The organism is Microbacterium sp. NPDC057741 (assembly GCF_042798735.1).
Taxonomy (GTDB): domain Bacteria; phylum Actinomycetota; class Actinomycetes; order Actinomycetales; family Microbacteriaceae; genus Microbacterium.
This window is the reverse complement of sequence record NZ_JBHVJW010000005.1, coordinates 109,328-131,915: the sequence shown is the minus strand read 5'-3', so window position 1 is coordinate 131,915 and position 22,588 is coordinate 109,328. Positions and strand designations below refer to the sequence as shown.

Annotated in this window: 33 protein-coding genes; 31 read left to right on the top strand and 2 right to left on the bottom strand. The window is 66.8% G+C overall.

Annotated elements, in window-relative coordinates; all coding sequences use genetic code 11:
• The first annotated feature begins 1 nt into the window (after window position 1).
• The 30 genes from rplD to rplQ all read left to right on the top strand — a co-directional run bounded on the left by rplD (window position 2) and on the right by rplQ (window position 18,460).
• A complete protein-coding gene (gene rplD / locus ACFVDO_RS15880) occupies window positions 2–664 on the top strand; it encodes a 50S ribosomal protein L4 (RefSeq protein WP_378856472.1) in 663 nt (220 codons plus the stop codon).
• Entirely contained in the window at window positions 661–984 is a 324-nt protein-coding gene (gene rplW, locus ACFVDO_RS15875) for a 50S ribosomal protein L23 (protein ID WP_378856470.1), read from the top strand. Before rplD ends, rplW begins: the two co-directional genes overlap by 4 nt.
• Window positions 985–1,004: 20 nt before the next feature.
• Window positions 1,005–1,844 (top strand): 50S ribosomal protein L2, encoded by an 840-nt coding sequence (gene rplB / locus ACFVDO_RS15870; protein ID WP_378856468.1) that lies wholly within the window; start codon window positions 1,005–1,007, stop codon window positions 1,842–1,844.
• Between the two features lie 12 nt (window positions 1,845–1,856).
• Window positions 1,857–2,138 (top strand): 30S ribosomal protein S19, encoded by a 282-nt coding sequence (rpsS, locus tag ACFVDO_RS15865; protein WP_116241743.1) that lies wholly within the window; start codon window positions 1,857–1,859, stop codon window positions 2,136–2,138.
• 34 nt (window positions 2,139–2,172) lie between these two features.
• Window positions 2,173–2,571: a 50S ribosomal protein L22 gene (rplV, locus tag ACFVDO_RS15860; protein ID WP_116241744.1), complete on the top strand. Its 399-nt coding sequence runs from the start codon at window positions 2,173–2,175 to the stop codon at window positions 2,569–2,571.
• Window positions 2,571–3,335, top strand: a complete 765-nt coding sequence (gene rpsC / locus ACFVDO_RS15855; protein WP_116241745.1) for a 30S ribosomal protein S3 — start codon at window positions 2,571–2,573, stop codon at window positions 3,333–3,335. The genes rplV and rpsC overlap by 1 nt, the downstream gene beginning before the upstream one ends.
• Window positions 3,335–3,754 (top strand): 50S ribosomal protein L16, encoded by a 420-nt coding sequence (rplP, locus tag ACFVDO_RS15850; RefSeq protein ID WP_157310494.1) that lies wholly within the window; start codon window positions 3,335–3,337, stop codon window positions 3,752–3,754. The genes rpsC and rplP overlap by 1 nt, the downstream gene beginning before the upstream one ends.
• Window positions 3,754–4,068 carry a 50S ribosomal protein L29 gene (rpmC, locus tag ACFVDO_RS15845; RefSeq protein ID WP_378856466.1) on the top strand — a complete coding sequence of 105 codons (315 nt, stop codon included), beginning with the start codon at window positions 3,754–3,756 and terminating at the stop codon, window positions 4,066–4,068. The genes rplP and rpmC overlap by 1 nt, the downstream gene beginning before the upstream one ends.
• Window positions 4,068–4,367 (top strand): 30S ribosomal protein S17, encoded by a 300-nt coding sequence (gene rpsQ / locus ACFVDO_RS15840; RefSeq protein WP_378856464.1) that lies wholly within the window; start codon window positions 4,068–4,070, stop codon window positions 4,365–4,367. The genes rpmC and rpsQ overlap by 1 nt, the downstream gene beginning before the upstream one ends.
• Window positions 4,364–4,732, top strand: a complete 369-nt coding sequence (rplN, locus tag ACFVDO_RS15835) for a 50S ribosomal protein L14 (protein ID WP_116241749.1) — start codon at window positions 4,364–4,366, stop codon at window positions 4,730–4,732. Before rpsQ ends, rplN begins: the two co-directional genes overlap by 4 nt.
• 2 nt (window positions 4,733–4,734) lie before the next feature.
• Window positions 4,735–5,094, top strand: coding sequence for a 50S ribosomal protein L24 (gene rplX, locus ACFVDO_RS15830; RefSeq protein ID WP_116241750.1), 360 nt, complete (start codon window positions 4,735–4,737; stop codon window positions 5,092–5,094).
• Window positions 5,094–5,684, top strand: coding sequence for a 50S ribosomal protein L5 (gene rplE / locus ACFVDO_RS15825; RefSeq protein ID WP_378856462.1), 591 nt, complete (start codon window positions 5,094–5,096; stop codon window positions 5,682–5,684). Before rplX ends, rplE begins: the two co-directional genes overlap by 1 nt.
• 132 nt (window positions 5,685–5,816) lie before the next feature.
• On the top strand, window positions 5,817–6,215 hold the full coding sequence (gene rpsH / locus ACFVDO_RS15820; RefSeq protein ID WP_378856460.1) for a 30S ribosomal protein S8: 399 nt from the start codon (window positions 5,817–5,819) through the stop codon (window positions 6,213–6,215).
• Between the two features lie 6 nt (window positions 6,216–6,221).
• Window positions 6,222–6,758 carry a 50S ribosomal protein L6 gene (rplF, locus tag ACFVDO_RS15815; protein ID WP_378856458.1) on the top strand — a complete coding sequence of 179 codons (537 nt, stop codon included), beginning with the start codon at window positions 6,222–6,224 and terminating at the stop codon, window positions 6,756–6,758.
• Window positions 6,759–6,760: 2 nt separating this feature from the next.
• The gene (gene rplR / locus ACFVDO_RS15810; RefSeq protein WP_378856456.1) at window positions 6,761–7,120 is read left to right on the top strand and encodes a 50S ribosomal protein L18; all 360 of its coding nucleotides are present in this window, start codon (window positions 6,761–6,763) and stop codon (window positions 7,118–7,120) included.
• Window positions 7,117–7,809, top strand: a complete 693-nt coding sequence (gene rpsE / locus ACFVDO_RS15805) for a 30S ribosomal protein S5 (protein ID WP_116241755.1) — start codon at window positions 7,117–7,119, stop codon at window positions 7,807–7,809. The genes rplR and rpsE overlap by 4 nt, the downstream gene beginning before the upstream one ends.
• Window positions 7,809–7,994 carry a 50S ribosomal protein L30 gene (gene rpmD, locus ACFVDO_RS15800; protein WP_157310497.1) on the top strand — a complete coding sequence of 62 codons (186 nt, stop codon included), beginning with the start codon at window positions 7,809–7,811 and terminating at the stop codon, window positions 7,992–7,994. The genes rpsE and rpmD overlap by 1 nt, the downstream gene beginning before the upstream one ends.
• On the top strand, window positions 7,994–8,548 hold the full coding sequence (gene rplO / locus ACFVDO_RS15795) for a 50S ribosomal protein L15 (RefSeq protein WP_378856454.1): 555 nt from the start codon (window positions 7,994–7,996) through the stop codon (window positions 8,546–8,548). Before rpmD ends, rplO begins: the two co-directional genes overlap by 1 nt.
• A gap of 114 nt (window positions 8,549–8,662) precedes the next feature.
• Window positions 8,663–9,985, top strand: a complete 1,323-nt coding sequence (gene secY, locus ACFVDO_RS15790; protein WP_378856452.1) for a preprotein translocase subunit SecY — start codon at window positions 8,663–8,665, stop codon at window positions 9,983–9,985.
• Complete coding sequence (locus tag ACFVDO_RS15785) at window positions 9,982–10,590, top strand: adenylate kinase (RefSeq protein ID WP_378856450.1); 609 nt, start codon at window positions 9,982–9,984, stop codon at window positions 10,588–10,590. The genes secY and ACFVDO_RS15785 overlap by 4 nt, the downstream gene beginning before the upstream one ends.
• A 1-nt stretch (window position 10,591) precedes the next feature.
• On the top strand, window positions 10,592–11,419 hold the full coding sequence (gene map, locus ACFVDO_RS15780) for a type I methionyl aminopeptidase (RefSeq protein ID WP_378856448.1): 828 nt from the start codon (window positions 10,592–10,594) through the stop codon (window positions 11,417–11,419).
• A 486-nt stretch (window positions 11,420–11,905) separates the two neighbouring features.
• Window positions 11,906–12,859 carry a hypothetical protein gene (locus ACFVDO_RS15775; RefSeq protein ID WP_378856446.1) on the top strand — a complete coding sequence of 318 codons (954 nt, stop codon included), beginning with the start codon at window positions 11,906–11,908 and terminating at the stop codon, window positions 12,857–12,859.
• 181 nt (window positions 12,860–13,040) lie between these two features.
• On the top strand, window positions 13,041–13,709 hold the full coding sequence (locus tag ACFVDO_RS15770) for a DsbA family protein (protein WP_378856444.1): 669 nt from the start codon (window positions 13,041–13,043) through the stop codon (window positions 13,707–13,709).
• 154 nt (window positions 13,710–13,863) lie between these two features.
• Window positions 13,864–15,258 carry a choice-of-anchor A family protein gene (locus ACFVDO_RS15765; RefSeq protein WP_378860121.1) on the top strand — a complete coding sequence of 465 codons (1,395 nt, stop codon included), beginning with the start codon at window positions 13,864–13,866 and terminating at the stop codon, window positions 15,256–15,258.
• Between the two features lie 173 nt (window positions 15,259–15,431).
• Window positions 15,432–15,653, top strand: coding sequence for a translation initiation factor IF-1 (gene infA / locus ACFVDO_RS15760; protein ID WP_017201569.1), 222 nt, complete (start codon window positions 15,432–15,434; stop codon window positions 15,651–15,653).
• Window positions 15,654–15,718: 65 nt separating this feature from the next.
• Window positions 15,719–15,835, top strand: coding sequence for a 50S ribosomal protein L36 (gene rpmJ / locus ACFVDO_RS15755; protein WP_071644008.1), 117 nt, complete (start codon window positions 15,719–15,721; stop codon window positions 15,833–15,835).
• A 173-nt stretch (window positions 15,836–16,008) separates the two neighbouring features.
• Window positions 16,009–16,383 (top strand): 30S ribosomal protein S13, encoded by a 375-nt coding sequence (gene rpsM, locus ACFVDO_RS15750; protein ID WP_194582671.1) that lies wholly within the window; start codon window positions 16,009–16,011, stop codon window positions 16,381–16,383.
• A gap of 27 nt (window positions 16,384–16,410) precedes the next feature.
• Window positions 16,411–16,809 (top strand): 30S ribosomal protein S11, encoded by a 399-nt coding sequence (gene rpsK / locus ACFVDO_RS15745; protein WP_071644012.1) that lies wholly within the window; start codon window positions 16,411–16,413, stop codon window positions 16,807–16,809.
• A 122-nt stretch (window positions 16,810–16,931) separates the two neighbouring features.
• Window positions 16,932–17,921, top strand: coding sequence for a DNA-directed RNA polymerase subunit alpha (locus ACFVDO_RS15740; RefSeq protein ID WP_378860120.1), 990 nt, complete (start codon window positions 16,932–16,934; stop codon window positions 17,919–17,921).
• 29 nt (window positions 17,922–17,950) lie between these two features.
• Window positions 17,951–18,460, top strand: a complete 510-nt coding sequence (rplQ, locus tag ACFVDO_RS15735) for a 50S ribosomal protein L17 (RefSeq protein WP_378860119.1) — start codon at window positions 17,951–17,953, stop codon at window positions 18,458–18,460.
• 63 nt (window positions 18,461–18,523) lie between these two features.
• Here the strand turns inward: rplQ and ACFVDO_RS15730 are convergent, their stop codons facing one another.
• Window positions 18,524–20,101, bottom strand: coding sequence for an AMP-binding protein (locus tag ACFVDO_RS15730; protein ID WP_378859200.1), 1,578 nt, complete (start codon window positions 20,099–20,101; stop codon window positions 18,524–18,526).
• 37 nt (window positions 20,102–20,138) lie between these two features.
• Window positions 20,139–21,407: a PAS domain-containing protein gene (locus ACFVDO_RS15725; RefSeq protein WP_378859201.1), complete on the bottom strand. Its 1,269-nt coding sequence runs from the start codon at window positions 21,405–21,407 to the stop codon at window positions 20,139–20,141.
• Window positions 21,408–21,573: 166 nt separating this feature from the next.
• On the opposite strand from ACFVDO_RS15725, the gene ACFVDO_RS15720 reads away from it, so the two are divergent.
• Window positions 21,574–22,587, top strand: coding sequence for a Bug family tripartite tricarboxylate transporter substrate binding protein (locus ACFVDO_RS15720; protein ID WP_378859202.1), 1,014 nt, complete (start codon window positions 21,574–21,576; stop codon window positions 22,585–22,587).
• The last annotated feature ends 1 nt before the right edge of the window (window position 22,588 follow it).

The window sequence follows — 22,588 nt, the reverse complement described above, 5'->3', positions numbered from 1 at the left end:
CATGGCTGACTCGACTCTCGCGCTCGACGTCCTGAAGGCAGACGGCAAGAAGGCCGGCTCGATCGAGCTGCCCGCCGACCTGTTCGACGTCAAGACGAACATCCCGCTCATCCACCAGGTCGTCGTCGCGCAGCTCGCGGCGGCTCGCCAGGGCACCCACTCGACCAAGCGTCGCGGTGAGGTCTCCGGTGCCGGCCGCAAGCCCTTCAAGCAGAAGGGCACGGGTAACGCCCGTCAGGGTTCGATCCGCGCGCCGCACATGACCGGTGGTGGCATCGTGCACGGCCCGAAGCCGCGCGACTACTCGCAGCGCACCCCCAAGAAGATGATCGCCGCCGCCCTGCTGGGTGCGCTGAGCGACCGCTTCCGCGGTGAGCGTCTGCACGCCGTCGAGAACTTCGGCATCGAGGGCACGCCCTCGACCAAGGCCGCGGCCGCGCTGATCGCGCAGGTCTCGCCGTCGAAGAACGTCCTGATCGTCACCGAGCGCGGCGACGACCTGACGCTGCTCAGCGTGCGCAACCTCTCCGAGGTGCACGTGCTGACGTTCGACCAGCTGAACGCCTACGACGTGCTCGTCGCCGACGACATCGTCTTCACCCAGGCCGCTCTGGAGGGCTTCATCGCCTCGAAGACCGGCGCAACCGAGGAGGTCTCGGCATGACCGAGCAGGCATCCGCCCTCTCCGCGGCCTTCAACAAGGACCCGCGCGACATCATCCTGGGCCCGGTGGTCTCCGAGAAGAGCTACGGCCTGATCGACGAGGGCAAGTACACGTTCTACGTGGACACCCGCGCCTCGAAGACCGAGATCAAGCTCGCCATCGAGAAGATCTTCGGCGTCAAGGTCGCTGGCGTGAACACTCTCAACCGCGTCGGCAAGGCCCGCCGCACCCGCTTCGGCACCGGCAAGCGCAAGGACACCAAGCGCGCCATCGTCACGCTGAAGTCCGGCACCATCGACATCTTCACGGCAGTCGGCTGACCGGGGGATAAGGACTAATAATGGCTATTCGCAAGTACAAGCCCACGACCCCCGGTCGCCGCGGTTCGTCTGTGGCCGACTTCGCCGAGATCACCCGATCGACGCCGGAGAAGTCGCTGCTGCGTCCGCTGAGCAAGACCGGTGGCCGTAACAACCAGGGCCGCATCACCACCCGCCACATCGGTGGTGGCCACAAGCGTCAGTATCGCGTCATCGACTTCCGTCGCAATGACAAGGACGGCATCGACGCCAAGGTCGCTCACATCGAGTACGACCCCAACCGCACCGCGCGCATCGCGCTGCTGCACTACTTCGACGGCGAGAAGCGCTACATCATCGCGCCGAACAAGCTGAAGCAGGGCGACATCGTCGAGTCGGGTCCCTCGGCCGACATCAAGCCGGGCAACAACCTGCCGCTGAAGAACATCCCCACCGGTACCGTGATCCACGCGATCGAGCTGCGTCCCGGCGGCGGTGCGAAGATGGCCCGTTCGGCCGGCGCCTCCGTGCGTCTGGTCGCGAAGGACGGCCCCTACGCTCAGCTGCGTCTGCCCTCGGGCGAGATCCGCAACGTCGACGCGCGCTGCCGTGCGACGATCGGCGAGGTCGGCAACGCCGAGCAGTCGAACATCAACTGGGGCAAGGCCGGCCGCAACCGCTGGAAGGGCATCCGCCCGACCGTCCGCGGTGTCGCCATGAACCCGGTCGACCACCCGCACGGTGGTGGTGAGGGCAAGACCTCCGGTGGACGTCACCCCGTCTCCCCGTGGGGCCAGGCCGAGGGCCGCACCCGTCACGCCAACAAGGAAAGCGACAAGTACATCGTGCGTCGCCGTACCGCTGGCAAGAAGCGCAAGTAGGAGTAGAGGAAGATGCCACGCAGTCTGAAGAAGGGCCCCTTCGTCGACGAGCACCTGCTTCGCAAGGTGATCGGTCAGAACGAAGCCGGTACGAAGAACGTCATCAAGACCTGGTCGCGCCGGTCGATGATCATCCCCGCCATGCTGGGACACACCATCGCCGTCCACGACGGTCGCAAGCACATCCCCGTGTTCGTGACCGAGACCATGGTCGGCCACAAGCTGGGCGAGTTCGCGCCCACCCGCACCTTCCGCGGCCACGAGAAGGACGACAAGAAGGGCCGTCGCCGCTGACGCGGCGACTGTCTGAGAGACAGAGGAGAGAGAAATGGTGGAGTCCATCGCACGCGTGCGACACATCCGCGTGACCCCTCAGAAGGCTCGTCGTGTCGTCGCGCTCATCAAGGGCAAGCAGGCTCAGGAGGCCCTGGCCATCCTGAAGTTCGCTCCGCAGAGCGCCAGCGAGCCGATCTACAAGCTTGTCGCGTCGGCCATGGCCAACGCGCAGGTGAAGGCTGATCGTGACGGCGAGTACCTCGACGAGCAGGACCTGTACGTGAAGAACGCGTACGTCGACGAGGGCACGACGCTCAAGCGTTTCCAGCCCCGCGCCCAGGGTCGTGCTTTCCAGATCAAGAAGCGCACGAGCCACATCACGGTCGTGCTGGCGACCCCCGAGGTCGCTGAGGCGGCTCCGGCCGCCGAGACGAAGAAGGCGAGCAAGTAATGGGCCAGAAGGTCAACCCGTACGGCTTCCGCCTCGGCATCACGACCGACCACGTGTCGCGTTGGTTCTCGGATTCGACGAAGCCGGGCCAGCGTTACGCTGACTACGTCGCCGAGGACATCAAGATCCGCAAGCTGCTGCAGACGCAGCTCGACCGTGCCGGCGTGTCCGGCATCGAGATCGAGCGCACCCGTGACCGCGTGCGTGTGGACATCCACACCGCTCGTCCGGGTATCGTCATCGGCCGCCGCGGCGCCGAGGCCGAGCGCATCCGCGCCGACCTCGAGAAGCTCACCGGCAAGCAGATCCAGCTGAACATCCTCGAGGTCAAGAACCCCGAGGCCGACGCTCAGCTGGTCGCCCAGGGCATCGCCGAGCAGCTCTCGGCTCGCGTGGCGTTCCGTCGCGCGATGCGCAAGGGTCTGCAGGGCGCTCAGCGCGCCGGCGCCAAGGGCATCCGCATCCAGGTCTCCGGCCGCCTCGGCGGCGCGGAGATGAGCCGCTCCGAGTTCTACCGCGAGGGTCGTGTGCCGCTGCACACGCTGCGCGCGAACATCGACTACGGCTTCTACGAGGCCAAGACCACCTTCGGCCGCATCGGCGTGAAGGTCTGGATCTACAAGGGCGACCTCACCAACAAGGAGCTTGCTCGTGAGCAGGCCAACCAGAAGCCTTCGCGCGAGCGTGGCGACCGTCGTGGCCCCCGTGGCGACCGCGGTGACCGTCGCAACGAGGCTCCCGTCGCAGAAGGAGCGTCTGCCTGATGCTTATCCCTCGTAAGGTCAAGTACCGCAAGCAGCACCACCCGAAGCGCACGGGCCAGGCCACCGGCGGAACGAAGGTCTCCTTCGGCGAGTTCGGTATCCAGGCTCTCACCCCCGCTTACGTGACCAACCGTCAGATCGAGGCAGCTCGTATCGCGATGACCCGTCACATCAAGCGTGGTGGAAAGGTGTGGATCAACATCTACCCCGACCGTCCGCTCACCAAGAAGCCTGCTGAGACCCGCATGGGTTCCGGTAAGGGTTCCCCCGAGTGGTGGGTCGCCAACGTCAAGCCGGGTCGCGTCCTCTTCGAGGTCGCGGGCGTGAATGAGGAGCTCGCACGCGAGGCCCTCACCCGAGCAATCCACAAGCTGCCTCTCAAGGCACGCATCATCAAGCGCGAGGAGGGCGACGCGTAATGGCGATCGGCACCAAGGAGCTCGCTCCGGCAGAGCTCGACACGTTCGAAGACCAGCGCCTCGTCGAGGAGCTGCGCAAGGCCAAGGAGGAGCTGTTCAACCTCCGTTTCCAGTCGGCCACCGGCCAGCTGGAGAGCCACGGCCGCATCCGCACCGTGAAGCGCGACATCGCGCGCCTCTACACCGTCATCCGTGAGCGCGAGCTCGGCATCCGTGCGACGCCGGCTCCCGTTGCGGCGCCGGAGAAGAAGGCGTCCAAGGCGAAGGCGAAGAAGGCCGCAGAGGCTGAGGCGCCGAAGGAGGAGGCCGAGTAATGGCTGAGAAGAAGGCTGCTGAAGCCGCCCCGGCCGTCGAGGCCGAGGTTCGTGGCTACCGCAAGGCGCGCCGCGGCTACGTCGTCAGCGACAAGATGGACAAGACCATCGTCGTCGAGGTCGAGGACCGCGTGAAGCACCCGCTGTACGGCAAGGTCATCCGCCGCACCTCGAAGGTCAAGGCGCACGACGAGAACAACACCGCCGGCATCGGCGACCTCGTCCTCATCAACGAGACCCGGCCGCTGAGCGCCACCAAGCGCTGGCGTCTGGTGGAGATTCTGGAGAAGGCCAAGTGATCCAGCAGGAGTCCCGCCTCAAGGTCGCCGACAACACCGGCGCGAAGGAGCTGCTCACCATCCGCGTTCTCGGTGGCTCGCGCCGCCGTTACGCCGGTCTCGGTGACACGATCGTCGCGACCGTCAAGGACGCGATCCCGGGCGGCAACGTCAAGAAGGGCGATGTGGTCAAGGCCGTCATCGTCCGCACCAAGAAGCAGACGCGTCGTGCAGACGGCTCGTACATCAAGTTCGACGAGAACGCCGCCGTGATCCTGAAGGCTGACGGGGAGCCCCGCGGCACCCGCATCTTCGGACCGGTCGGTCGTGAGCTTCGTGACAAGAAGTTCATGAAGATCGTCTCGCTCGCCCCGGAGGTCATCTGATCATGGCGAACATCAAGAAGGGCGACCTCGTCGAGGTCATCACCGGCCGCAAGCAGGACAAGGGCGGCGACCGCGGCAAGCAGGGCAAGGTCCTCGAGGTCCTCGTCGAGCAGAACCGCGTGGTCGTGGAGGGCGTGAATTACGTCACCAAGCACACGCGTGTCGGCCAGACGCAGCGTGGCACCAAGACCGGTGGCATCGAGACCGTCGAGGCGCCCATCCACATTTCCAACGTCGCACTCGTCGACCCCTCGACCAAGAAGCCGACCCGCGTCGGTCACCGCGTCGAGGAGCAGACGAAGGACGGCGTGAAGCGCACGGTCCGCGTGCGCTACGCGAAGAAGTCGGGTAAGGACATCTGATGAGCGACACCACTGCCGTGGAGGCTGGCAAGATCCAGCCCCGCCTCAAGCAGAAGTACAACACCGAGATCAAGAAGGCCCTGCAGGACGAGTTCGGCTACGTCAACGTCATGCAGATCCCCGGACTGGTCAAGGTTGTCGTCAACACCGGCGTCGGCGAGGCGGCTCGTGACTCCAAGGTGATCGATGGTGCGGTCGACGACCTCACCAAGATCACCGGTCAGAAGCCGATCGTCACCAAGGCACGCAAGTCGATCGCGCAGTTCAAGCTGCGCGAGGGCCAGGCCATCGGCGCGCACGTCACCCTCCGCGGTGACCGCGCCTGGGAGTTCCTGGACCGCCTGGTGAACCTCGCACTGCCCCGCATCCGCGACTTCCGCGGTCTGTCGGGCCAGCAGTTCGACGGCAACGGCAACTACACCTTCGGTCTCACGGAGCAGAGCGTGTTCCACGAGATCGATCAGGACAAGATCGACCGCGTCCGCGGATTCGACATCACCGTGGTGACGTCGGCCAAGACGGATGACGAGGGTCGTGCGCTGCTGCGCCACCTCGGCTTCCCGTTCAAGGCCGCCGACGCCGCGGCGTGAGTCCTCGGGTGGGCTCGATGACCTGGTCATCGGGCCCACCCGATTGCACGTACAATTGAAGATTGCGTGCTCATCGCAGGCCGTCTGTCGTGTAACGGCAGCCGGAACCTCAATGAACGAAGGAAAATCACAATGACAATGACAGACCCGGTCGCAGACATGCTGACCCGTCTGCGCAACGCGAACTCGGCGCACCACGACAGCGTGTCGCTTCCGTCGAGCAAGCTGAAGACGCACATCGCCGAGATCCTCCAGAAGGAGGGCTACATCGCCGGCTTCGAGGTGACCGACGCCCGCGTGGGCAAGACCCTCACCATGTCGCTCAAGTACGGTCCCAACCGTGAGCGCTCCATCGCCGGCATCAAGCGCGTGTCGAAGCCCGGCCTGCGCGTGTACGCCAAGTCCACGGAGCTTCCCAAGGTCCTCGGTGGCCTCGGCGTCGCCATCCTGTCCACGTCCTCCGGTCTCCTCACGGACCGTCAGGCTGAGAAGAAGGGCGTGGGCGGAGAAGTTCTCGCCTACGTGTGGTGACCTGAAATGTCGCGTATTGGACGACTTCCCATCGAGATCCCCGCGGGCGTGACCGTTTCGGTCGCCGGTCGTGAGGTCGCGGTGAAGGGCCCCAAGGGTGAGCTCACCCTGCAGGTGGCCAGCCCCATCGAGGTCGCGGTCGAGGAGAACCAGGTTCTGGTCTCCCGTCCCGACGACGAGCGCGCGTCGCGGTCGCTTCACGGCCTGACCCGCACGCTCATCAACAACAACATCATCGGCGTCACCCAGGGCTACACCAAGGGCCTCGAGGTCGTCGGCACCGGTTACCGCGTGCAGCAGAAGGGCAGCTCGATCGAGTTCGCCCTCGGCTTCTCGCACCCCGTGCTGGTGGACCCGCCGGAGGGCATCTCCTTCGTGGTGGAGGGCACCAACAAGGTGACCGTCAGCGGAATCGACAAGCAGGCCGTCGGTGAGGCGGCTGCGAACATCCGCAAGATCCGCAAGCCCGAGCCGTACAAGGGCAAGGGTGTCCGCTACGCCGGCGAGATCGTGCGTCGCAAGGCCGGAAAGAGTGGTAAGTAACCATGGCTCTGAAGTCAAAGTCCGACGCCCGCGCGCGTCGTCACGCCCGTCTTCGCAAGAAGGTCGTCGGCACCGAGGCGCGTCCGCGCCTGGTCGTCACCCGCTCCGCTCGTCACGTCTTCGTGCAGATCGTGGATGACAGCAAGGGCCACACCGTGGCATCCGCATCGACTCTCGAGACCGACCTGCGCACCTTCGACGGTGACAAGACCGCCAAGGCCCGCAAGGTCGGCGAGCTCGTCGCCGAGCGTGCGAAGGCCGTCGGCGTCTCCGAGGTCGTCTTCGACCGTGGTGGCAACCGCTACGCGGGTCGCGTCGCGGCGATCGCCGACGGCGCCCGCGAAGGAGGGCTGGCACTGTGAGTGACAACAAGGAGAACGAAGTGACCGAGCAGCAGCCCGCTGCCGAGGCTCAGGCGACTGAGCCGGCTCGCGAGCAGCGCGACAACCGTCGCGGTGGCCGCGGTGACCGCAACCAGGGTCGCGACCGCAACTCGCGCGACCGTGGCGACAACCAGTTCCTGGAGCGCGTCGTCACCATCAACCGCGTCTCGAAGGTCGTGAAGGGTGGTCGTCGCTTCAGCTTCACCGCTCTCGTGGTCGTCGGTGACGGCAACGGTCTGGTGGGCGTCGGCTACGGCAAGGCCCGCGAGGTCCCCCTGGCGATCTCGAAGGGTGTCGAAGAGGCCAAGCGCAACTTCTTCCGCGTCCCGCGCGTCGGCTCGACCATCCCGCACCCGGTGCAGGGCGAGTCCGCCGCCGGTGTGGTGCTGCTGCGTCCGGCCGCTGCCGGTACCGGTGTCATCGCCGGTGGTCCGGTCCGCGCCGTGCTCGAGTGCGCCGGCATCCACGACGTCCTGTCGAAGTCGCTCGGTTCGTCGAACACGATCAACATCGTGCACGCGACCGTGACCGCGCTGAAGGCTCTCGAGGAGCCCCGCGCCGTGGCCGCACGTCGTGGCCTCGACTACGACGCCGTCGTGCCGGAGATCATCATCCGCAACGAGGCGAAGGCCGCTGCGGCCGCCGCCGCACAGAAGGTGGGTGCCTGATGGCCGCTCGTCTGAAGGTGACCCAGGTCAAGTCCAAGGTGAGCGAGAAGCAGAACCAGCGCGACACGCTGCGTTCGCTCGGTCTCAAGAAGATCGGCGACTCGGTCGTCCGTCCCGATGACGCGCAGACGCGCGGCTACGTCCGGACCGTCGCTCACCTCGTCAAGGTTGAGGAGATCGACTAATGGCTGAGAAGAACGAAGCAGTCGAGGAGAAGGCCCCCAAGAAGGCCGCTCCCAAGACTGCCGCCAAGAAGGCGCCCGCGAAGAAGGCTGAGACGAAGGATGCTCCGGCGTCGCGTCCCGGCGTTCTGAAGGTCCACCACCTGCGTCCGGTCCCCGGCGCCAACACCGCGAAGACCCGTGTCGGTCGCGGTGAGGGCTCCAAGGGCAAGACCGCGGGTCGCGGTACCAAGGGCACCAAGGCTCGCAACACCGTTCGCGTCGGATTCGAGGGTGGGCAGATGCCGCTGCACATGCGCACCCCGAAGCTGCGTGGCTTCAAGAACCCGTTCCGCGTCGAGTACCAGGTCGTGAACCTGAACAAGCTCGCCGAGCTGTACCCGACCGGTGGCGACGTCACCGTCAGCGACCTGGTCGCCAAGGGTGCCGTTCGCAAGAACGAGAAGGTCAAGGTCCTGGGCGACGGAGAGATCTCCGTCAAGCTCACGGTCTCGGTCGACAAGGTCTCGGGCAGCGCCGAGCAGAAGATCGTCGCCGCCGGCGGTTCCATCAAGTGACCGGCTGGTGACCAGCACCAGGAGGGGTCGGAGATTCTCCGGCCCCTCCTGTGCGTTACCCTGGACTTTCGGCCGCGAGATCTAGGCCGGCATCCCCACTCAGGAGGAAAACTCTTGTTCAGCGCTATCGCGCGGATCATCCGCACGCCCGACCTGCGGCGGAAGATCGGCTTCACCCTGGCGATCATCGCCCTCTACCGCCTGGGTTCCAACGTTCCCGCTCCGTTCGTGGACTTCCCCAACGTGGAGACCTGTCTCGCTGCCAGTGCCGGCACCGAGGGTCTCCTGGGGCTCGTCAACCTGTTCTCCGGCGGCGCCCTGCTCAAGCTGTCGATCTTCGCGCTCGGCGTCATGCCGTACATCACCGCGACGATCATCGTGCAGCTGCTGCGCGTCGTCATCCCGCACTTCGAGTCGCTACACAAGGAGGGTCAGGCGGGTCAGGCGAAGCTCACGCAGTACACCCGCTACCTGACCATCGCGCTCGCGCTGCTGCAGTCGACCACGCTGGTCACCGTCGCGCGCAGCGGTCAGCTGTTCGGGTCCGCGAGTGATCCGTCCTGCCAGGCGTTCCTCACCAATGACGTGTGGTGGGCGCAGCTGCTCATGATCTTCGCCCTGACGGCCGGAACCGGCCTCATCATGTGGTTCGCCGAGCTCGTCACCGAGCGCGGCATCGGCAATGGCATGTCCCTGCTGATCTTCACGTCGATCGCCGCCACCTTCCCCGCCGCCATGTGGGCGATCTGGGAGGCGAAGGGCTTCGAGGTCTTCCTCATGGTCCTCATCGTCGGAATCATCGTGATGGCCCTCGTGGTGTTCGTCGAGCAGTCGCAGCGCCGCATCCCGGTGCAGTACGCGAAGCGCATGGTCGGACGCCGCACCTACGGCGGCACGAACACGTACATCCCGCTGAAGGTGAACATGGCGGGTGTGATCCCGATCATCTTCGCCTCGTCGCTGCTGTACATCCCGATGCTGATCGCGCAGTTCAATACCCCCACCGACGGCAGCGCGCCGCCGGCGTGGGTCACCTGGATCTCGCAGAACTTCACCACCGGCGACAGCCCGCTGTACATGCTGGTCTACTTCCTGCTGATCATCGGCTTCACGTACTTCTACGTGGCGATCACGTTCAACCCGGTCGAGGTCGCGGACAACATGAAGAAGTACGGCGGCTTCATCCCCGGCATCCGTGCCGGCCGGCCGACCGCCGAGTACCTCGACTACGTGCTGACGCGCATCACGTTCCCCGGCTCGATCTACATCGGTCTGATCGCGCTGATCCCGCTGATCGCACTGTCGACCGTGCAGGCCAACCAGAACTTCCCGTTCGGCGGCGCCTCGATCCTCATCATCGTGGGTGTCGGGCTCGAGACCGTGAAGCAGATCGACGCGCAGCTGCAGCAGCGCCATTACGAAGGGCTCCTCCGATGACGGCATCCGCACAGTCCACCGCTCGCCTTCTGATCGTGGGCCCGCAGGGCTCCGGCAAGGGCACGCAGGGCGTGCGCATCGCCGCCGCATACGGGATCCCTGTGGTCTCCACCGGCGACATCTTCCGCGCGAACATCAAGGCCGGCACCGAGCTGGGGCAGAAGGTCACCGCCATCCTCGATGCCGGCGACCTGGTGCCCGACGAGCTGACCAGCGAGATCGTGCGCGACCGCCTGTCGCAGGAGGATGCCGCGAAGGGCTTCCTCCTCGACGGCTACCCGCGCAACACGCATCAGGTCGAGCACCTGGACGAGTTCCTGCAGGAGCACGGCCAGGCGCTCGACGCTGTCATCCTGTTGGACGTGCCGCGCGAGGAGAGCCTGACCCGTCTGCGCCTGCGCGCGACCGAGCAGGGCCGCTCCGACGACACCGACGAGGCCATCGCGCACCGCCTGGACATCTACGAGCACGAGACGGCTCCGATCATCTCGGTGTACGAGGCGCGCGGCATCGTCGATCGCATCGACGGCGTCGGCTCGCTCGACGACATCGCCGAGCGCATCGTCGCAGCGCTGGACGCCCGCGGCCTGCGCGTGCTGGTCTGACGTGTTCCGACGCTCGATCTACAAGTCGCCCGCGCAGCTGCGGTCGATGGTCGAGCCCGGCCTGATCACGGCCGCGGCCCTCGACGAGGTGCGCACCCTGGTGCGCCCCGGCATCACGACCGGCGAGCTGGATGCCGCGGCATCCCGTGTGATCACCGGGCGCGGTGCCGAGTCGAACTTCAAGCTCGTCCGGGGCTACCACCACACGACCTGCATCTCGGTAGGCGACCAGGTCGTGCATGGCATCCCCGGTGAGCGGGTGCTGCAGCCCGGCGACATCGTGTCGATCGACTGCGGTGCGCAGTACCAGGGCTGGAACGGCGACAGCGCGATCACGATCGTCGTGCCGGACGCCGCTCAGCCCGAGCTCGTCGCGCGCCGTGAGGAGCTGTCCCGGGTGACCGAGGGGTCGATGTGGGCGGGGATCGCCGCCATGGCGACAGCCACGCACATCGGCCAGCTCGGCGACGCCATCCAGACGTACATCGAGGCGCAGGGCGAGTACGGCATCCTGCGCGAGTACGTCGGGCACGGCATCGGCCGCAAGATGCACGAGGCGCCGAGCGTCTTCAACTACCGCACGCCGGATGCCGGTGCCGAGATCCGTCCGGGTCTCGTGCTGGCCATCGAGCCGATGGTCACCGCCGGGGGAGAGGCGACGTTCGTCGAGGACGATGACTGGACGGTCACGACCGTCGACGGGTCGGACGGCTCGCACTGGGAGCACAGCATCGCCCGCCACGAGGCCGGCATCTGGGTGCTCACCGCCGCCGACGGCGGTGCCGCGGGCCTCGCTCCCTTCGGCGTGACGCCCGTCCCGATCCCGTAGCGCGTTCCCGTCGGCGCGATCTCCGCCGGCGCGCTCTCCACCGCAGGTCCCTCCCGCGAGACCTCGAGTCCCGCGCGACTTTCGCGTGAGACCCCGAGCACCGCGTGAGACCCGCGTCTGGAACAGGGGTCTCACGCACGGCTCGGGGTTTCGTCATCCGGCCGCGCTCCGCGCTGTGCGCGCGGCGTGCTGCTCGGTCAGGCTGAGCGGGTCCTGGCGCTGCGGTGAGCCGTCGAGTTCCGCACAACATCAATCCGAGACCTTGAGTTCTGCGTGAGACCCACGTCTGCAACCTGGGTCTCGTGCGGAACTCGGGGACTCGACTACGTGGCTCTCGTCCTCCACAGCGAGGGGGCCGCACCTGGTTGTGCACGTCGAGGGCGGATGAGCGGAACGCGGCGACTGATCGGCCGGTGGAGGCGTCAGGATGCCGGCATGTCGCTCCTTCTCTCTGAACGCGCCGACCTCGTCTCGCCGCTGCCCCTGATGACCGCTCAGGACGCGCGGATGCTTGGTGTCCGCCTCCTTCCGAAGACGTGGCGCCGAATCCGTCGTGGCGTGTACGTCGATCGTGCTGCCTACGAGAAGCTGCAGCCGTGGAAGCGATACGCAGTGCGGGTGCACGCCTTCGTGCGTGCGCACCCCGATGCCGTGCTCTGCCTCGAGAGCGCTGCGGCGCTCCACGGCTTTCCGCTGTTCGGTGAGACGCGTGACATCCATGTGCTCGGGGATGGCTATGAGAAGGCGCGCCATGTTGGTGATGTCTGGGTGCATACCAGCGAGGTCGCGCGAAGCGTCGAACGTGTCGGAGGCGCGCTGGTCACTTCGGAGTCGGACACGGTAGCCGATCTGTGCCGGGTACTGCCGATCGCGAAGGCTCTCAGCCTTGCCGACAGTGCGATTTCGCCGGCGCAGGGCGGTACGGTCTCGATCGACGATGTCTGCGACCTGCTCGACGCACAGCCGAACAAGCGCGGCCTCGCACGTGCCCGTTGGGTCTGCGCTCATGCCGACGGCCTGGCCGAGTCGCCGGGTGAGAGCATCAGTCGCGCTGTGATCCTGTGGAGCGGGTTCGAAGAGCCCGAACTGCAGCGCGAGTTCCACTACGAGGGGTACGAGGATCGTGCCGACTTCCACTTCCGCTCGGGCAGAGTCATAGGCGAATCCGACGGATGGCAGAAGTATGCGCTGGGTGATCCGGCGCGGGCCGCCCAGAAGCTTGCCGATGAGAAGCGTCGCGAGGACAGGCTCCGCCGCAACGGGCATCCATTCGCTCGCTGGGATCTCGGCGAGGCGATGAAGGTGAAGCCGTTGTGCGCGGCGTTGATGGATGCCGGAGTGCCCCAGTTGCACCCGCCACAGCCTGCGATGCTGGCCACACTGCGCTCGAGCCCGCGAGAGGTGCCGCGAGTGCCCCGCGAAACCCCGAAAGCTGCGTGAGACCCCTGTGCCGGACATGGGTCTCGCGCGGAACTCGGGGTCTCGCGGGGATCTCGGCGGCGAGGGAGGCACACCGCGTGGCGGCGGGCTCTATGCGTTCACATGGAGCGCATAGTGATCTGATGGGACAATTGCGGGGATGCGGGCGTGCGGACGCCCCCTGCAGACAGAACGGAAAGCAATGGCCAACGCGCAGCGCAAGACCAACTGGTTCGCCATCGGAGTGTCCATCGCCGTCGTGGTGGTGCTCGTCGCCCTCGGCGGATTCGTGGTGTTCTTGAACAACCAGGCCACCGGCCCCGGCACGGCGCCCACCAGCAATTCGTCGTTCGACGCCAAGACCGGCGGCATCTCGTTCGGCGACGGCAAGGAGAAGGTCGACGTGTTCGTGGACTTCCAGTGCCCCGCCTGCAAGAGCTTCGAGGAGAGCTTCGGCCCCGCGCTCGAGAAGGCTGCGGACGACGGCAAGATCACCCTCACGTACCACCCGATCGCCATCCTCGACCGGTTCTCACAGGGCACCGAGTACTCGTCGCGTTCGGCGGGCGCCGCGGTGTGCGTCGCATCCACGCAGCCCGACAAGTACCTCGCGTTCTCCAAGGCGCTCTTCGCGGCCCAGCCCCAGGAGAACACTCCCGGTCTGACGAACGAGCAGATCGCGTCGATCGCGAAGGAGGCTGGGGCGGACAAGGTCGAGTCCTGCATCATGGACGAGACGTACAAGAAGTTCGGCGCCTCGCAGGCGTCGGAGAACGGCATCAAGGGAACTCCGACGGTGAAGCTCAACGGCAAGGAGCTCAACCTGCAGGACGACAAGGACTTCAAGAAGCTCACCGACCTGGTCGGCTGATCGATTTCACGGAAACGCGGGTGCGGAGCTTCGGCTCCGCACCCGCGTTTCGCATTTCCTCCCGGCCTGTGCCAGAGTGACCGAGGACCTGTTTGTTAGTGCATATAACAAACTCTGGGGGTTGGACACGTACGCATGAGCTGGGAGGCCATGGATGACGGCTGGGAGTGTGCGCGCGCTGCGCGCCGGAGTGGGGACGGCAGCGGTGTTCGCGGCCGGGATTCTGGGTGCGTTCGGTGCGTTCGTGCCAGCGCAGGCCGCAGGTGCGCTGCTCTGTGCAGAAGACGAGATCCCCAGCCCGGGGAACAGCAACCCGAGTATCGCAGACGGCAACATCGCCGTGTACGCCGGCGAGGACTTCGTCGCGACGGGCAGCAGCGCCGAGTCCGAGGGGCTCCTGGTCGTGCGTGGCGACGCGCGCTTCGAGCGGGTGGCCGGCGTGTTCAACATCGGCACGGTGGGCGTCGGTTCGGGTGTCACCCCTGAGCCGGGTTCGGTCATGCTGGCCGTGGGCGGTGACCTGTCACTGGGCGACGGCCTGAGCCGCCTCATCGTGGGTGCGCCCACGAGCGGCTTCGCGGGCGGCGGCGCCGTCCGGGTCGGCGGCGAGGCGCGTCCCGACTACGACTCCGGCCGCTATGACACGGACGGCGGTTCGTTCAAGGCCGGTCTCGGCGCTGACACCACGGCCGAATACGCGCACTTCGGCGCTGTCATCTCGCAGACCTCCGCCACCTACGCGGCTCTCGCCTCGACCGGCACGGTGACCAAGTCCGGCGCGCAGGCCACGTTCGCGGGAACGGGAGCCGGGCAGGAGATCTTCCGCATCGACGCCTCCGCACTGTCCGGTGCCTCCGAGATCCTCTTCACCGGCATCGCCGAGGGGGCGACGGTGGTCGTCAACGTCACCGGCGGCATCGTGAACTGGTCGCCGAATCACTTCGCCGACGGATCCGTGCGCGTCGACGATCCCACCGGCGGGACGAACGGGTTCGGCAAGGTCTCCTCGCGAACGCTGTGGAACTTCGCCGATGCCTCCGACGTGCACATCGGCGGCTCCTCGCAGGTGCTGGGGTCGATCCTGATCCCGACGTCCGGCTCTGCGCTGTCCTTCTCCGCCAGCCTGAACGGCCGGGTCTACGTGAACGGCTCGATCACGATGGACGGGGAGGGCAACGAGATCCACAACTACCCGTTCCAGAACGAGCTCTTCTCGTGCACGCCGAAACCGACCACGCCCGTGGAGCCGGCTCACCCCGAGCAGCCTGCGGGTCCCGGCACGGGGATCACCCCGGAGACTCCCGCCGAGGTGCCCGGTGGCACCGACGAGCCGGCAGCGCCCGAGCAGCCGGCGGACTCGGAGCGGCCCGCAGCACCGGAGCAGCAGGATCAGGATGCGGCGCCGCAGGCGGCCGCACAGAACGGCGAGCTCGCGCAGACCGGCGGGGTCCTGCGGCCCTGGATGATCGGCGCAGGGGCCGCTCTGCTCGCGGGCGGAGGCGTGCTGATCATCACAGCTGCACGCCGCCGGCGCAGCTCTGCGGAATGACCCTGACGAGTATGCCGCCCCGCGCCTCAGGCGCGGGGCGGTTCCGCATTTGCCGGATGCTCCTGAGCGGACTATCATAGATCTTTGGTGCCTTGCGCCTTGTTCCGGCGTGTCCCGGCACCACCCAACCATCCACCGCAGATCGACCGATCTGCAGAAGCGTCAGCGAGGCTATGGCTAAGAAAGACGGTGTCATCGAAATCGAGGGCGTGATCTCCGAGGCTCTCCCCAACGCGATGTTCCGCGTTGAATTGAGCAACGGACACAAGGTCCTTGCAACGATCTCCGGCAAGATGCGGCAGAACTACATCCGCATCATCCCCGAGGACCGCGTGGTCGTGGAGCTCTCGCCCTACGACCTGACCCGCGGCCGCATCGTCTACCGCTACCGCTGATCGGTCGAGAAGTAACACCCCAGGCGGTCACGCCTGCCCGGTGAGGACAGCGAACAGGAAGAAACATGAAGGTCAACCCCAGCGTCAAGCCCATCTGCGACCACTGCCGCGTGATCCGTCGTCACGGTCGCGTCATGGTGATCTGCAAGTCGAACCCGCGTCACAAGCAGCGCCAGGGCTGAGCGTCCTTCGTCTCGTTGCGGCGCTCCTCGCTCAGGAGCCGCGACACGAGACGGGGATACAACTCAATATCTGAACAGGCAGGTCGGATCCCGCGAAAGCGGGGGACACCCCGGGTAGGAGGCCCGGGAAAGGATTCTGCTCCACACCTCCACAACACTCCAGGAGTTACCGCATGGCACGTCTTGCCGGCGTCGACATCCCGCGCGACAAGCGCGTGGTGATCGCCCTCACGTACATCTACGGCATCGGCCGTACCCGTTCGGTCGAGATCCTCAAGGCCACCGAGATCGACGAGTCGATCCGCGTCAAGGACCTCTCCGACGACCAGCTCGTCGCACTCCGCGACCACATCGAGGGCAACTACAAGGTGGAGGGTGACCTTCGCCGCGAGGTTGCCGCAGACATCCGCCGCAAGGTCGAGATCGGCTCCTACGAGGGCATCCGCCACCGTCGTGGCCTCCCGGTCCGCGGTCAGCGCACCAAGACCAACGCCCGTACCCGCAAGGGCCCGAAGCGCACCGTCGCCGGTAAGAAGAAGGCCCGCTAAGCGGCCAGGGAATAGGAGAACACTTTCATGGCTGCACCTAAGGCCGCCGCGCGCAAGCCGCGCCGCAAGGAGAAGAAGAACATCGCGCTGGGCCAGGCCCACATCAAGTCGACGTTCAACAACACCATCGTCTCGATCACCGACCCGTCCGGCGCTGTCATCAGCTGGGCATCGTCGGGTGGCGTGGGCTTCAAGGGCTCGCGCAAGTCCACCCCGTACGCGGCCGGCATGGCCGCCGAGTCGGCCGCCCGTCAGGCCGCCGAGCACGGTGTGAAGAAGGTCGACGTCTTCGTGAAGGGTCCGGGCTCCGGCCGCGAGACCGCGATCCGCTCGCTGCAGGCCGCCGGCCTCGAGGTGGGGTCCATCCAGGACGTCACCCCGCAGGCGCACAACGGCTGCCGCCCGCCGAAGCGCCGCCGCGTCTGATCTCGGACAGGGATGCCGGAACCGAACCGTCGGGGCCGGCATCCCTTCCGCCGACTCTCGACAACTCAACACCTCACCCAACACATGTCATATAGCGGGCATGTGATCGAAAGGAACACATAGTGCTCATCGCACAGCGTCCCACCCTGAACGAGGAAAAGCTCGCCGACAACCGCAGCCGCTTCGTGATCGAGCCGCTCGAGCCCGGTTTCGGCTACACCATCGGCAACGCGCTGCGTCGCAGCCTCCTCTCGTCGATCCCCGGCGCCGCGGTCACCACGATCCGCATCGACGGCGTGCTGCACGAGTTCAGCACCATCCCGGGCGTGAAGGAGGATGTCACCGAGATCATCCTCAACATCAAGCAGCTGGTCGTCTCCTCCGAGCGCGACGAGCCGATCACCGCCTACCTGCGCAAGACCGGCGCCGGCGAGGTCACCGCTGCGGACATCTCCGCTCCTGCCGGAGTCGAGGTGCACAACCCCGACCTGGTGATCGCGACCCTGAACGACACCGCGAAGTTCGAGCTGGAGCTGACGATCGAGCGCGGTCGTGGCTACGTCTCCGCCTCGCAGAACCGCAACGAGTACGCAGAGGCCGGTCAGATCCCGGTCGACTCGATCTACTCGCCGGTCCTGAAGGTGAGCTACCGCGTCGACGCCACCCGTGCCGGTGAGCGCACCGACTTCGACAAGCTCGTGCTTGATGTCGAGACCAAGTCCGCGATCAGCCCGCGCGACGCCGTCGCCTCGGCCGCGAAGACCCTGACCGAGCTGTTCGGCCTCGCTCGCGAGCTGAACGTCGAGGCCGAGGGCATCGAGATCGGCCCGGCGCCGGTGGAGGCAGTGCTCTCCAGCGAGCTGTCCATGCCGATCGAGGACCTCGACCTGTCGGTCCGTTCCTACAACTGCCTCAAGCGTGAGGGCATCAACACCGTCGCGGAGCTGGTCGCTCTCTCCGAGACCCAGCTGATGAACATCCGCAACTTCGGGCAGAAGTCGGTCGACGAGGTGCGCGACAAGCTCATCTCGCTCGGTCTGTCGCTGAAGGACTCGGTGCCCGGTTTCGACGGCGCCCACTTCTACGGCGGCTCCGAAGACGAGTCCTTCTGATCCCCCCTTTTTCCCTGGAGTAAACCAATATGCCTAAGCCCACCAAGGGTCCCCGCCTCGGAGGCGGCCCCGCTCACGAGCGCCTGCTTCTCGCGAACCTGGCTGCACAGCTGTTCGAGCACCGCTCGATCACGACCACCGAGACCAAGGCCAAGCGCCTGCGTCCGCTGGCCGAGCGCCTCGTCACGCTGGCCAAGCGCGGCGACCTGCACGCCCGCCGTCGTGCGATGACCGTGCTGCGCAGCAACAAGGACGCCGCGCACGCGCTGTTCACCGAGATCGCGCCGCTGGTCGCCGACCGTGAGGGCGGCTACACCCGCATCACGAAGATCGGCAACCGCAAGGGCGACAACGCGCCCATGGCCGTGATCGAGCTCGTCCTCGAGCCCGTCGCCCCGAAGAAGAAGGCCGCCAAGAAGGCTGCCCCCAAGGCTGAGAAGGTCGTGGAGGCTCCTGCTGAGGAGGTCGTCGAGGAGACCGTCGAGGCTCCGGCCGAGGAGGCCGCTGCCGAGGCTCCCGCCGAGGAGAAGGCCGAGTAAGACTCGTCTGACGCAAGAAGCCCGCCGTCCCCTCGGGGACGGCGGGCTTCTTCGTGTTCGGCGTCAGACCCGGGCGCGCAGGTCCTTGCGCAGGATCTTGCCGGCCGAGGACTTCGGAATGACGTCGATGAACTCCACCATGCGCACCTTCTCGTGCGGGGCGACGCGGCCGGCGACGAACGCCATCACGTCCTCCGCACTCAGCTCGGCGTCCTGCTGCAGCACGACGAACGCCTTCGGCACCTCCTGGCCGTCGGCGTCGTTCGCGCCGATCACCGCGGCATCCGCGATCTGGGGATGCTCCAGCAGCAGCGCCTCGAGCACGGCGGGCGCCACCTGGTACCCCTTGTACTTGATGAGTTCCTTCAGACGGTCGACGATGCGGAAGATGCCGTCGGCGGTGACCGTGGCGACGTCTCCGGTGTGCAGCCAGCCGTCGGCATCCAGCATCTCGGCGGTGGCATCAGGGCGGTTCAGGTACCCTGCCATGATTTGCGGGCCGCGCAGCCACAGCTCGCCCGGTTCGCTCGCGCCCTCGGCCGGGGGCTCGACGTCGGTCCCGGTCTCGGGATCGACCAGGCGTGCCTCGGTGTTGGGCACCAGGGGGCCGATCATCGAGCGGTCGATGTCGGTGCGGTCGACCGGGATGATGTTCGCCGCGGGGCTCGTCTCGGTCATGCCGTAGCCCTGGACCACGACGCATCCCAGGCGGGTCGCGACCGCTCCGGCGAGGGCGCCGTCCAGCGGGGCCGCGCCCGAGAAGACGACCTTCACCGCGGAGAGGTCGTACTGGTCCACCACCGGATGCTTGGCCAGGGCGACCGCGATCGGGGGAGCGACGAACACCCAGGTCGTACGGTGCTCCTGGATGATGCGCAGGAACTCGAGCAGGTCGAACTTCGGCATCGTCACGAGGCCCGCGCGCTGCTTGAGCGCGAAGTCCAGCAGCACGGTCATGCCGTAGATGTGGAAGAACGGCAGCACGGCGAGCAGCCGGTCGTTCACGCCGATGTCGGTGACGGGGCGCACCTGCTCGACGTTCGCGACCAGGTTCCGGTGCGTGAGCATGACGCCCTTGGGGCGGCCTGTGGTGCCGGAGGAGTACGGCAGCACGGCGAGGTGAGTGGCGGGATCGAAGGTGACCTCGGGGGCGGCGTGCCCCTCGGCGAGCAGGTCGCGCAGGCCCGGGTGTCCCTCGGCGCCGTCGAGCACGATGAGGTGGTCGGCCGGGATGCCTCGGCGCTCGGCGGCGGCCTGCGCCTGCGGGAGCATCGGCGACACGGTGAAGAGCCACTCGGCCCCGGCATCCTCGAGCTGGTTGCCGATCTCCTCGGCGGTGTACAGCGCGTTGATCGTGGTGGCGGTCGCGCCGGAGCGCAGCACGCCGTGGAACACCGTGGCGAATTCGGGGATGTTCGGGCACAGGATGCCGACGACGTCGCCCACGCCCACGCCCCGCGCCGCGAGGGCGCCCGCGAGCAGGTCGATCTGGCCGATCAGGCGGCGATAAGTGGTCTCCGCGCCCGACATCCCGTCGACGAGTGCGATCCGGTCGAGGTCGGCGTCGTCGAGGCCGGTGAAGAGGTACTCATAGATCGAGACGTTCGGGATCTCGAGTTCGGGGTACGGACTGCGGAACATGTGATCTCCTTCGATCATCCCGTCGGGTGTTTGTGATTCAGTGTCTCATGTAATGAGACGCAGTCTCAATCGATCCCGTTGCGGGATCGTTGATCCGATAGCGGCTGCCCGGGCGTCCTCGAGTCGAGTAGTCGAGCGAGCGCACCGCACGCCCCGTGCTCGCGAGATGCTCGAGATAGCGACGCGTGCTCACTCGCGAGATCTGCAGGACCTCGCCGAGCTCGGATGCCGACGAATCCGGATGCTGCGTGAGCGCGCTCGCCACTCGCTCCAGTGTCTCCGCGGACAGCCCCTTCGGCAGGCCGGCCCGCTGCCGGAACGCGATGATCGCGTCTGCGGCGTCCACGCGCGCGACGACGTCGTGCAGCTCGGTGTGGTCGCGCAGCAGCAGGGTGGCGTCCACCGCGGCGCCGCCGTCGCGAGCGCCCGTCGATCGGGCCACCAGCACGCGCGGACCGAGGATCACCGGCCGACCGGCGTCCTCGCCCTCGCGGAGGACCTCGAGAAGCTCCGGGCCGAGCACATCCTCCGCACGGGATCCGGTCAGCTCCGTGGCATCGGTGTCGAGGAAGCGGGCCGCGGCATCGTTCGCCAGCGTGATGACGCCTGTGGCATCGACGGTGATCACGCCCTCGCTGAGCCCGTGCAGCGTGGTCTCCTCGTTGCGGACCAGCGCGCTGATCTCGTCGGGCTCGAGGCCCAGGATGCGGCGGCGGATCAGAGCGGCGATCCACGCCGACCCGAACACCCCGAGCAGGACGGCGACAAGCATCGCCCCGATGATCCAGGCGAGGTTGCCGAAGAACTCGTCCCTGCCCTGCGACTCCAGGATGCCGACCGAGGCCGTGCCGATCACTTCGCCGTCGTGGAAGATCGGCACCTTCACGCGCCAGGTCGTGCCCAGGGTGCCGGTCTCGGTGCCGGTGTAGATCCTTCCCGACAGCGGCACCGACGGGTCGGTGGATACCCGCTCGCCGATGCGCGCAGGGTTCGGATGCGAATAGCGGATGCCGTCGGCGTTGGCCACCACCACGTAGGTGAGGTCGGATGCCTTGCGGATGGTCTCCGCGAGAGGCTGGATGGTGGCCGAGGGATCGGCGTCGTCGAAGGCGTCGACCACCGCGGGCATCGATGCGATGGACTGCGAGACCGCCATCATCCGATCCTCATAGGCGTCGCGGATGGTGTGCTCCTGCACGATCCCGGCCGTGATGCCCGCGATCAGCGTGACCAGGCACACGATCGCCGCCTGCAGCAGGAGCAGCTGCACTCGGAGCGTCATCTTCGACGCAGGCGTCTTCGTCATCGAGGGCACACTCCATTGTCGCCTCCCGCGCGAGAGGCCGCATCCAGGCCGGGGAGCATCTCGCGACCAATACTTTCGGAACGCGACCAATGGTTTCGCAAGCGCGACGGCGGCAATCGTGCCCCCTACGTTCGACAGCGTCCCTGAACGCTCGAGGAGGAGCGCAATGAACAGAACCCGAATCACCCTGATCGCCGTCGCGGCCGCGACGGCACTCGCCCTCACCGGATGCTCCGGCCAGGGAGGCACGGCAGAGAAGCCGGCCGCCGATGGCGGGAAGTCCAGCTTCACCGACGTCTCGATCATCGTCCCCGCCGACCCCGGTGGCGGCTGGGACCAGACCGGACGCTCGATGGCCAAGGTGCTCACCGAGGACAAGATCGTGGGGACCGCGCCGGTCACCAACGTCGGTGGCGCGGGCGGCACGATCGGTCTCGCCCAGCTCGCCACCGAGAAGGATCCGGCCACTCTCATGGTCAACGGCCTGGTCATGGTGGGCGCGATCGAGACGAACGACTCGAAGGTGCGGCTGGAGGACACCACTCCGATCGCCCGCCTCACCGATGAGCCGCTCGTCGTGGTCGTGCCCGCGGACTCGAAGTACAAGGACCTGAAGAGCCTGGTCGAGGACATCGTCGACAAGGGCCAGGCGATCACGATCACCGGCGGCTCCGCGGGCGGTGCCGACCACATCCTCGCCGGCCTCCTGCTGGATGCCGCCGGGGTGAAGAGCGCCGACATCCCGACCAAGCTCAACTACACGCCCAACGCGGGCGGCGGCGAAGCCGTCTCCCTGATCCTGGGCGGCAAGGTCGCGGCAGGCATCTCCGGCGTCGGCGAGTTCCAGCAGCACATCGAGGCGGGCAAGATGCGCGCACTCGCGGTGTCGAGCGAAGAGCCCGTCGATCAGCTGCCCGACGTGCCGACCATCACCGACGAGGGTTACGACGTCGTGCTCACCAACTGGCGCGGTGTGATCGCACCGGGGAACATCTCCGACGACGACCGCGCAGAACTCGAGCGCATCGCCACCGAGATGCACGACTCGGACGCATGGCAGAAGGAATTGGAGAGCAAGGGGTGGGCCGATGCCTTCCTCACCGGCTCCGAGCTGGACTCCTTCGTGACGCAGAACATCTCCGACGTGCAGGACACGCTCAAGAACATCGGGCTGATCTGAC

Coding starts and splice junctions, on each gene's coding strand:
- rplX (WP_116241750.1), top strand. CDS start 4,735: ATGGCGAACATCAAGAAGGGCGACCTCGTCGAGGTCATCACCGGCCGC.
- rpsH (WP_378856460.1), top strand. CDS start 5,817: ATGACAATGACAGACCCGGTCGCAGACATGCTGACCCGTCTGCGCAAC.
- ACFVDO_RS15725 (WP_378859201.1), bottom strand. CDS start 21,407: ATGACGAAGACGCCTGCGTCGAAGATGACGCTCCGAGTGCAGCTGCTC.
- ACFVDO_RS15770 (WP_378856444.1), top strand. CDS start 13,041: ATGGCCAACGCGCAGCGCAAGACCAACTGGTTCGCCATCGGAGTGTCC.
- rpsS (WP_116241743.1), top strand. CDS start 1,857: ATGCCACGCAGTCTGAAGAAGGGCCCCTTCGTCGACGAGCACCTGCTT.
- rplW (WP_378856470.1), top strand. CDS start 661: ATGACCGAGCAGGCATCCGCCCTCTCCGCGGCCTTCAACAAGGACCCG.
- rplE (WP_378856462.1), top strand. CDS start 5,094: ATGAGCGACACCACTGCCGTGGAGGCTGGCAAGATCCAGCCCCGCCTC.
- rpmJ (WP_071644008.1), top strand. CDS start 15,719: ATGAAGGTCAACCCCAGCGTCAAGCCCATCTGCGACCACTGCCGCGTG.
- rplP (WP_157310494.1), top strand. CDS start 3,335: ATGCTTATCCCTCGTAAGGTCAAGTACCGCAAGCAGCACCACCCGAAG.
- rpsC (WP_116241745.1), top strand. CDS start 2,571: ATGGGCCAGAAGGTCAACCCGTACGGCTTCCGCCTCGGCATCACGACC.
- rplF (WP_378856458.1), top strand. CDS start 6,222: ATGTCGCGTATTGGACGACTTCCCATCGAGATCCCCGCGGGCGTGACC.
- rpsM (WP_194582671.1), top strand. CDS start 16,009: ATGGCACGTCTTGCCGGCGTCGACATCCCGCGCGACAAGCGCGTGGTG.
- ACFVDO_RS15785 (WP_378856450.1), top strand. CDS start 9,982: ATGACGGCATCCGCACAGTCCACCGCTCGCCTTCTGATCGTGGGCCCG.
- ACFVDO_RS15775 (WP_378856446.1), top strand. CDS start 11,906: ATGACCGCTCAGGACGCGCGGATGCTTGGTGTCCGCCTCCTTCCGAAG.
- rplB (WP_378856468.1), top strand. CDS start 1,005: ATGGCTATTCGCAAGTACAAGCCCACGACCCCCGGTCGCCGCGGTTCG.
- ACFVDO_RS15730 (WP_378859200.1), bottom strand. CDS start 20,101: ATGTTCCGCAGTCCGTACCCCGAACTCGAGATCCCGAACGTCTCGATC.
- rplO (WP_378856454.1), top strand. CDS start 7,994: ATGGCTGAGAAGAACGAAGCAGTCGAGGAGAAGGCCCCCAAGAAGGCC.
- infA (WP_017201569.1), top strand. CDS start 15,432: ATGGCTAAGAAAGACGGTGTCATCGAAATCGAGGGCGTGATCTCCGAG.
- rpmD (WP_157310497.1), top strand. CDS start 7,809: ATGGCCGCTCGTCTGAAGGTGACCCAGGTCAAGTCCAAGGTGAGCGAG.
- ACFVDO_RS15765 (WP_378860121.1), top strand. CDS start 13,864: ATGACGGCTGGGAGTGTGCGCGCGCTGCGCGCCGGAGTGGGGACGGCA.
- rpmC (WP_378856466.1), top strand. CDS start 3,754: ATGGCGATCGGCACCAAGGAGCTCGCTCCGGCAGAGCTCGACACGTTC.
- ACFVDO_RS15720 (WP_378859202.1), top strand. CDS start 21,574: ATGAACAGAACCCGAATCACCCTGATCGCCGTCGCGGCCGCGACGGCA.
- rpsQ (WP_378856464.1), top strand. CDS start 4,068: ATGGCTGAGAAGAAGGCTGCTGAAGCCGCCCCGGCCGTCGAGGCCGAG.
- rplQ (WP_378860119.1), top strand. CDS start 17,951: ATGCCTAAGCCCACCAAGGGTCCCCGCCTCGGAGGCGGCCCCGCTCAC.
- rpsK (WP_071644012.1), top strand. CDS start 16,411: ATGGCTGCACCTAAGGCCGCCGCGCGCAAGCCGCGCCGCAAGGAGAAG.
- rplD (WP_378856472.1), top strand. CDS start 2: ATGGCTGACTCGACTCTCGCGCTCGACGTCCTGAAGGCAGACGGCAAG.
- rplR (WP_378856456.1), top strand. CDS start 6,761: ATGGCTCTGAAGTCAAAGTCCGACGCCCGCGCGCGTCGTCACGCCCGT.
- rplV (WP_116241744.1), top strand. CDS start 2,173: ATGGTGGAGTCCATCGCACGCGTGCGACACATCCGCGTGACCCCTCAG.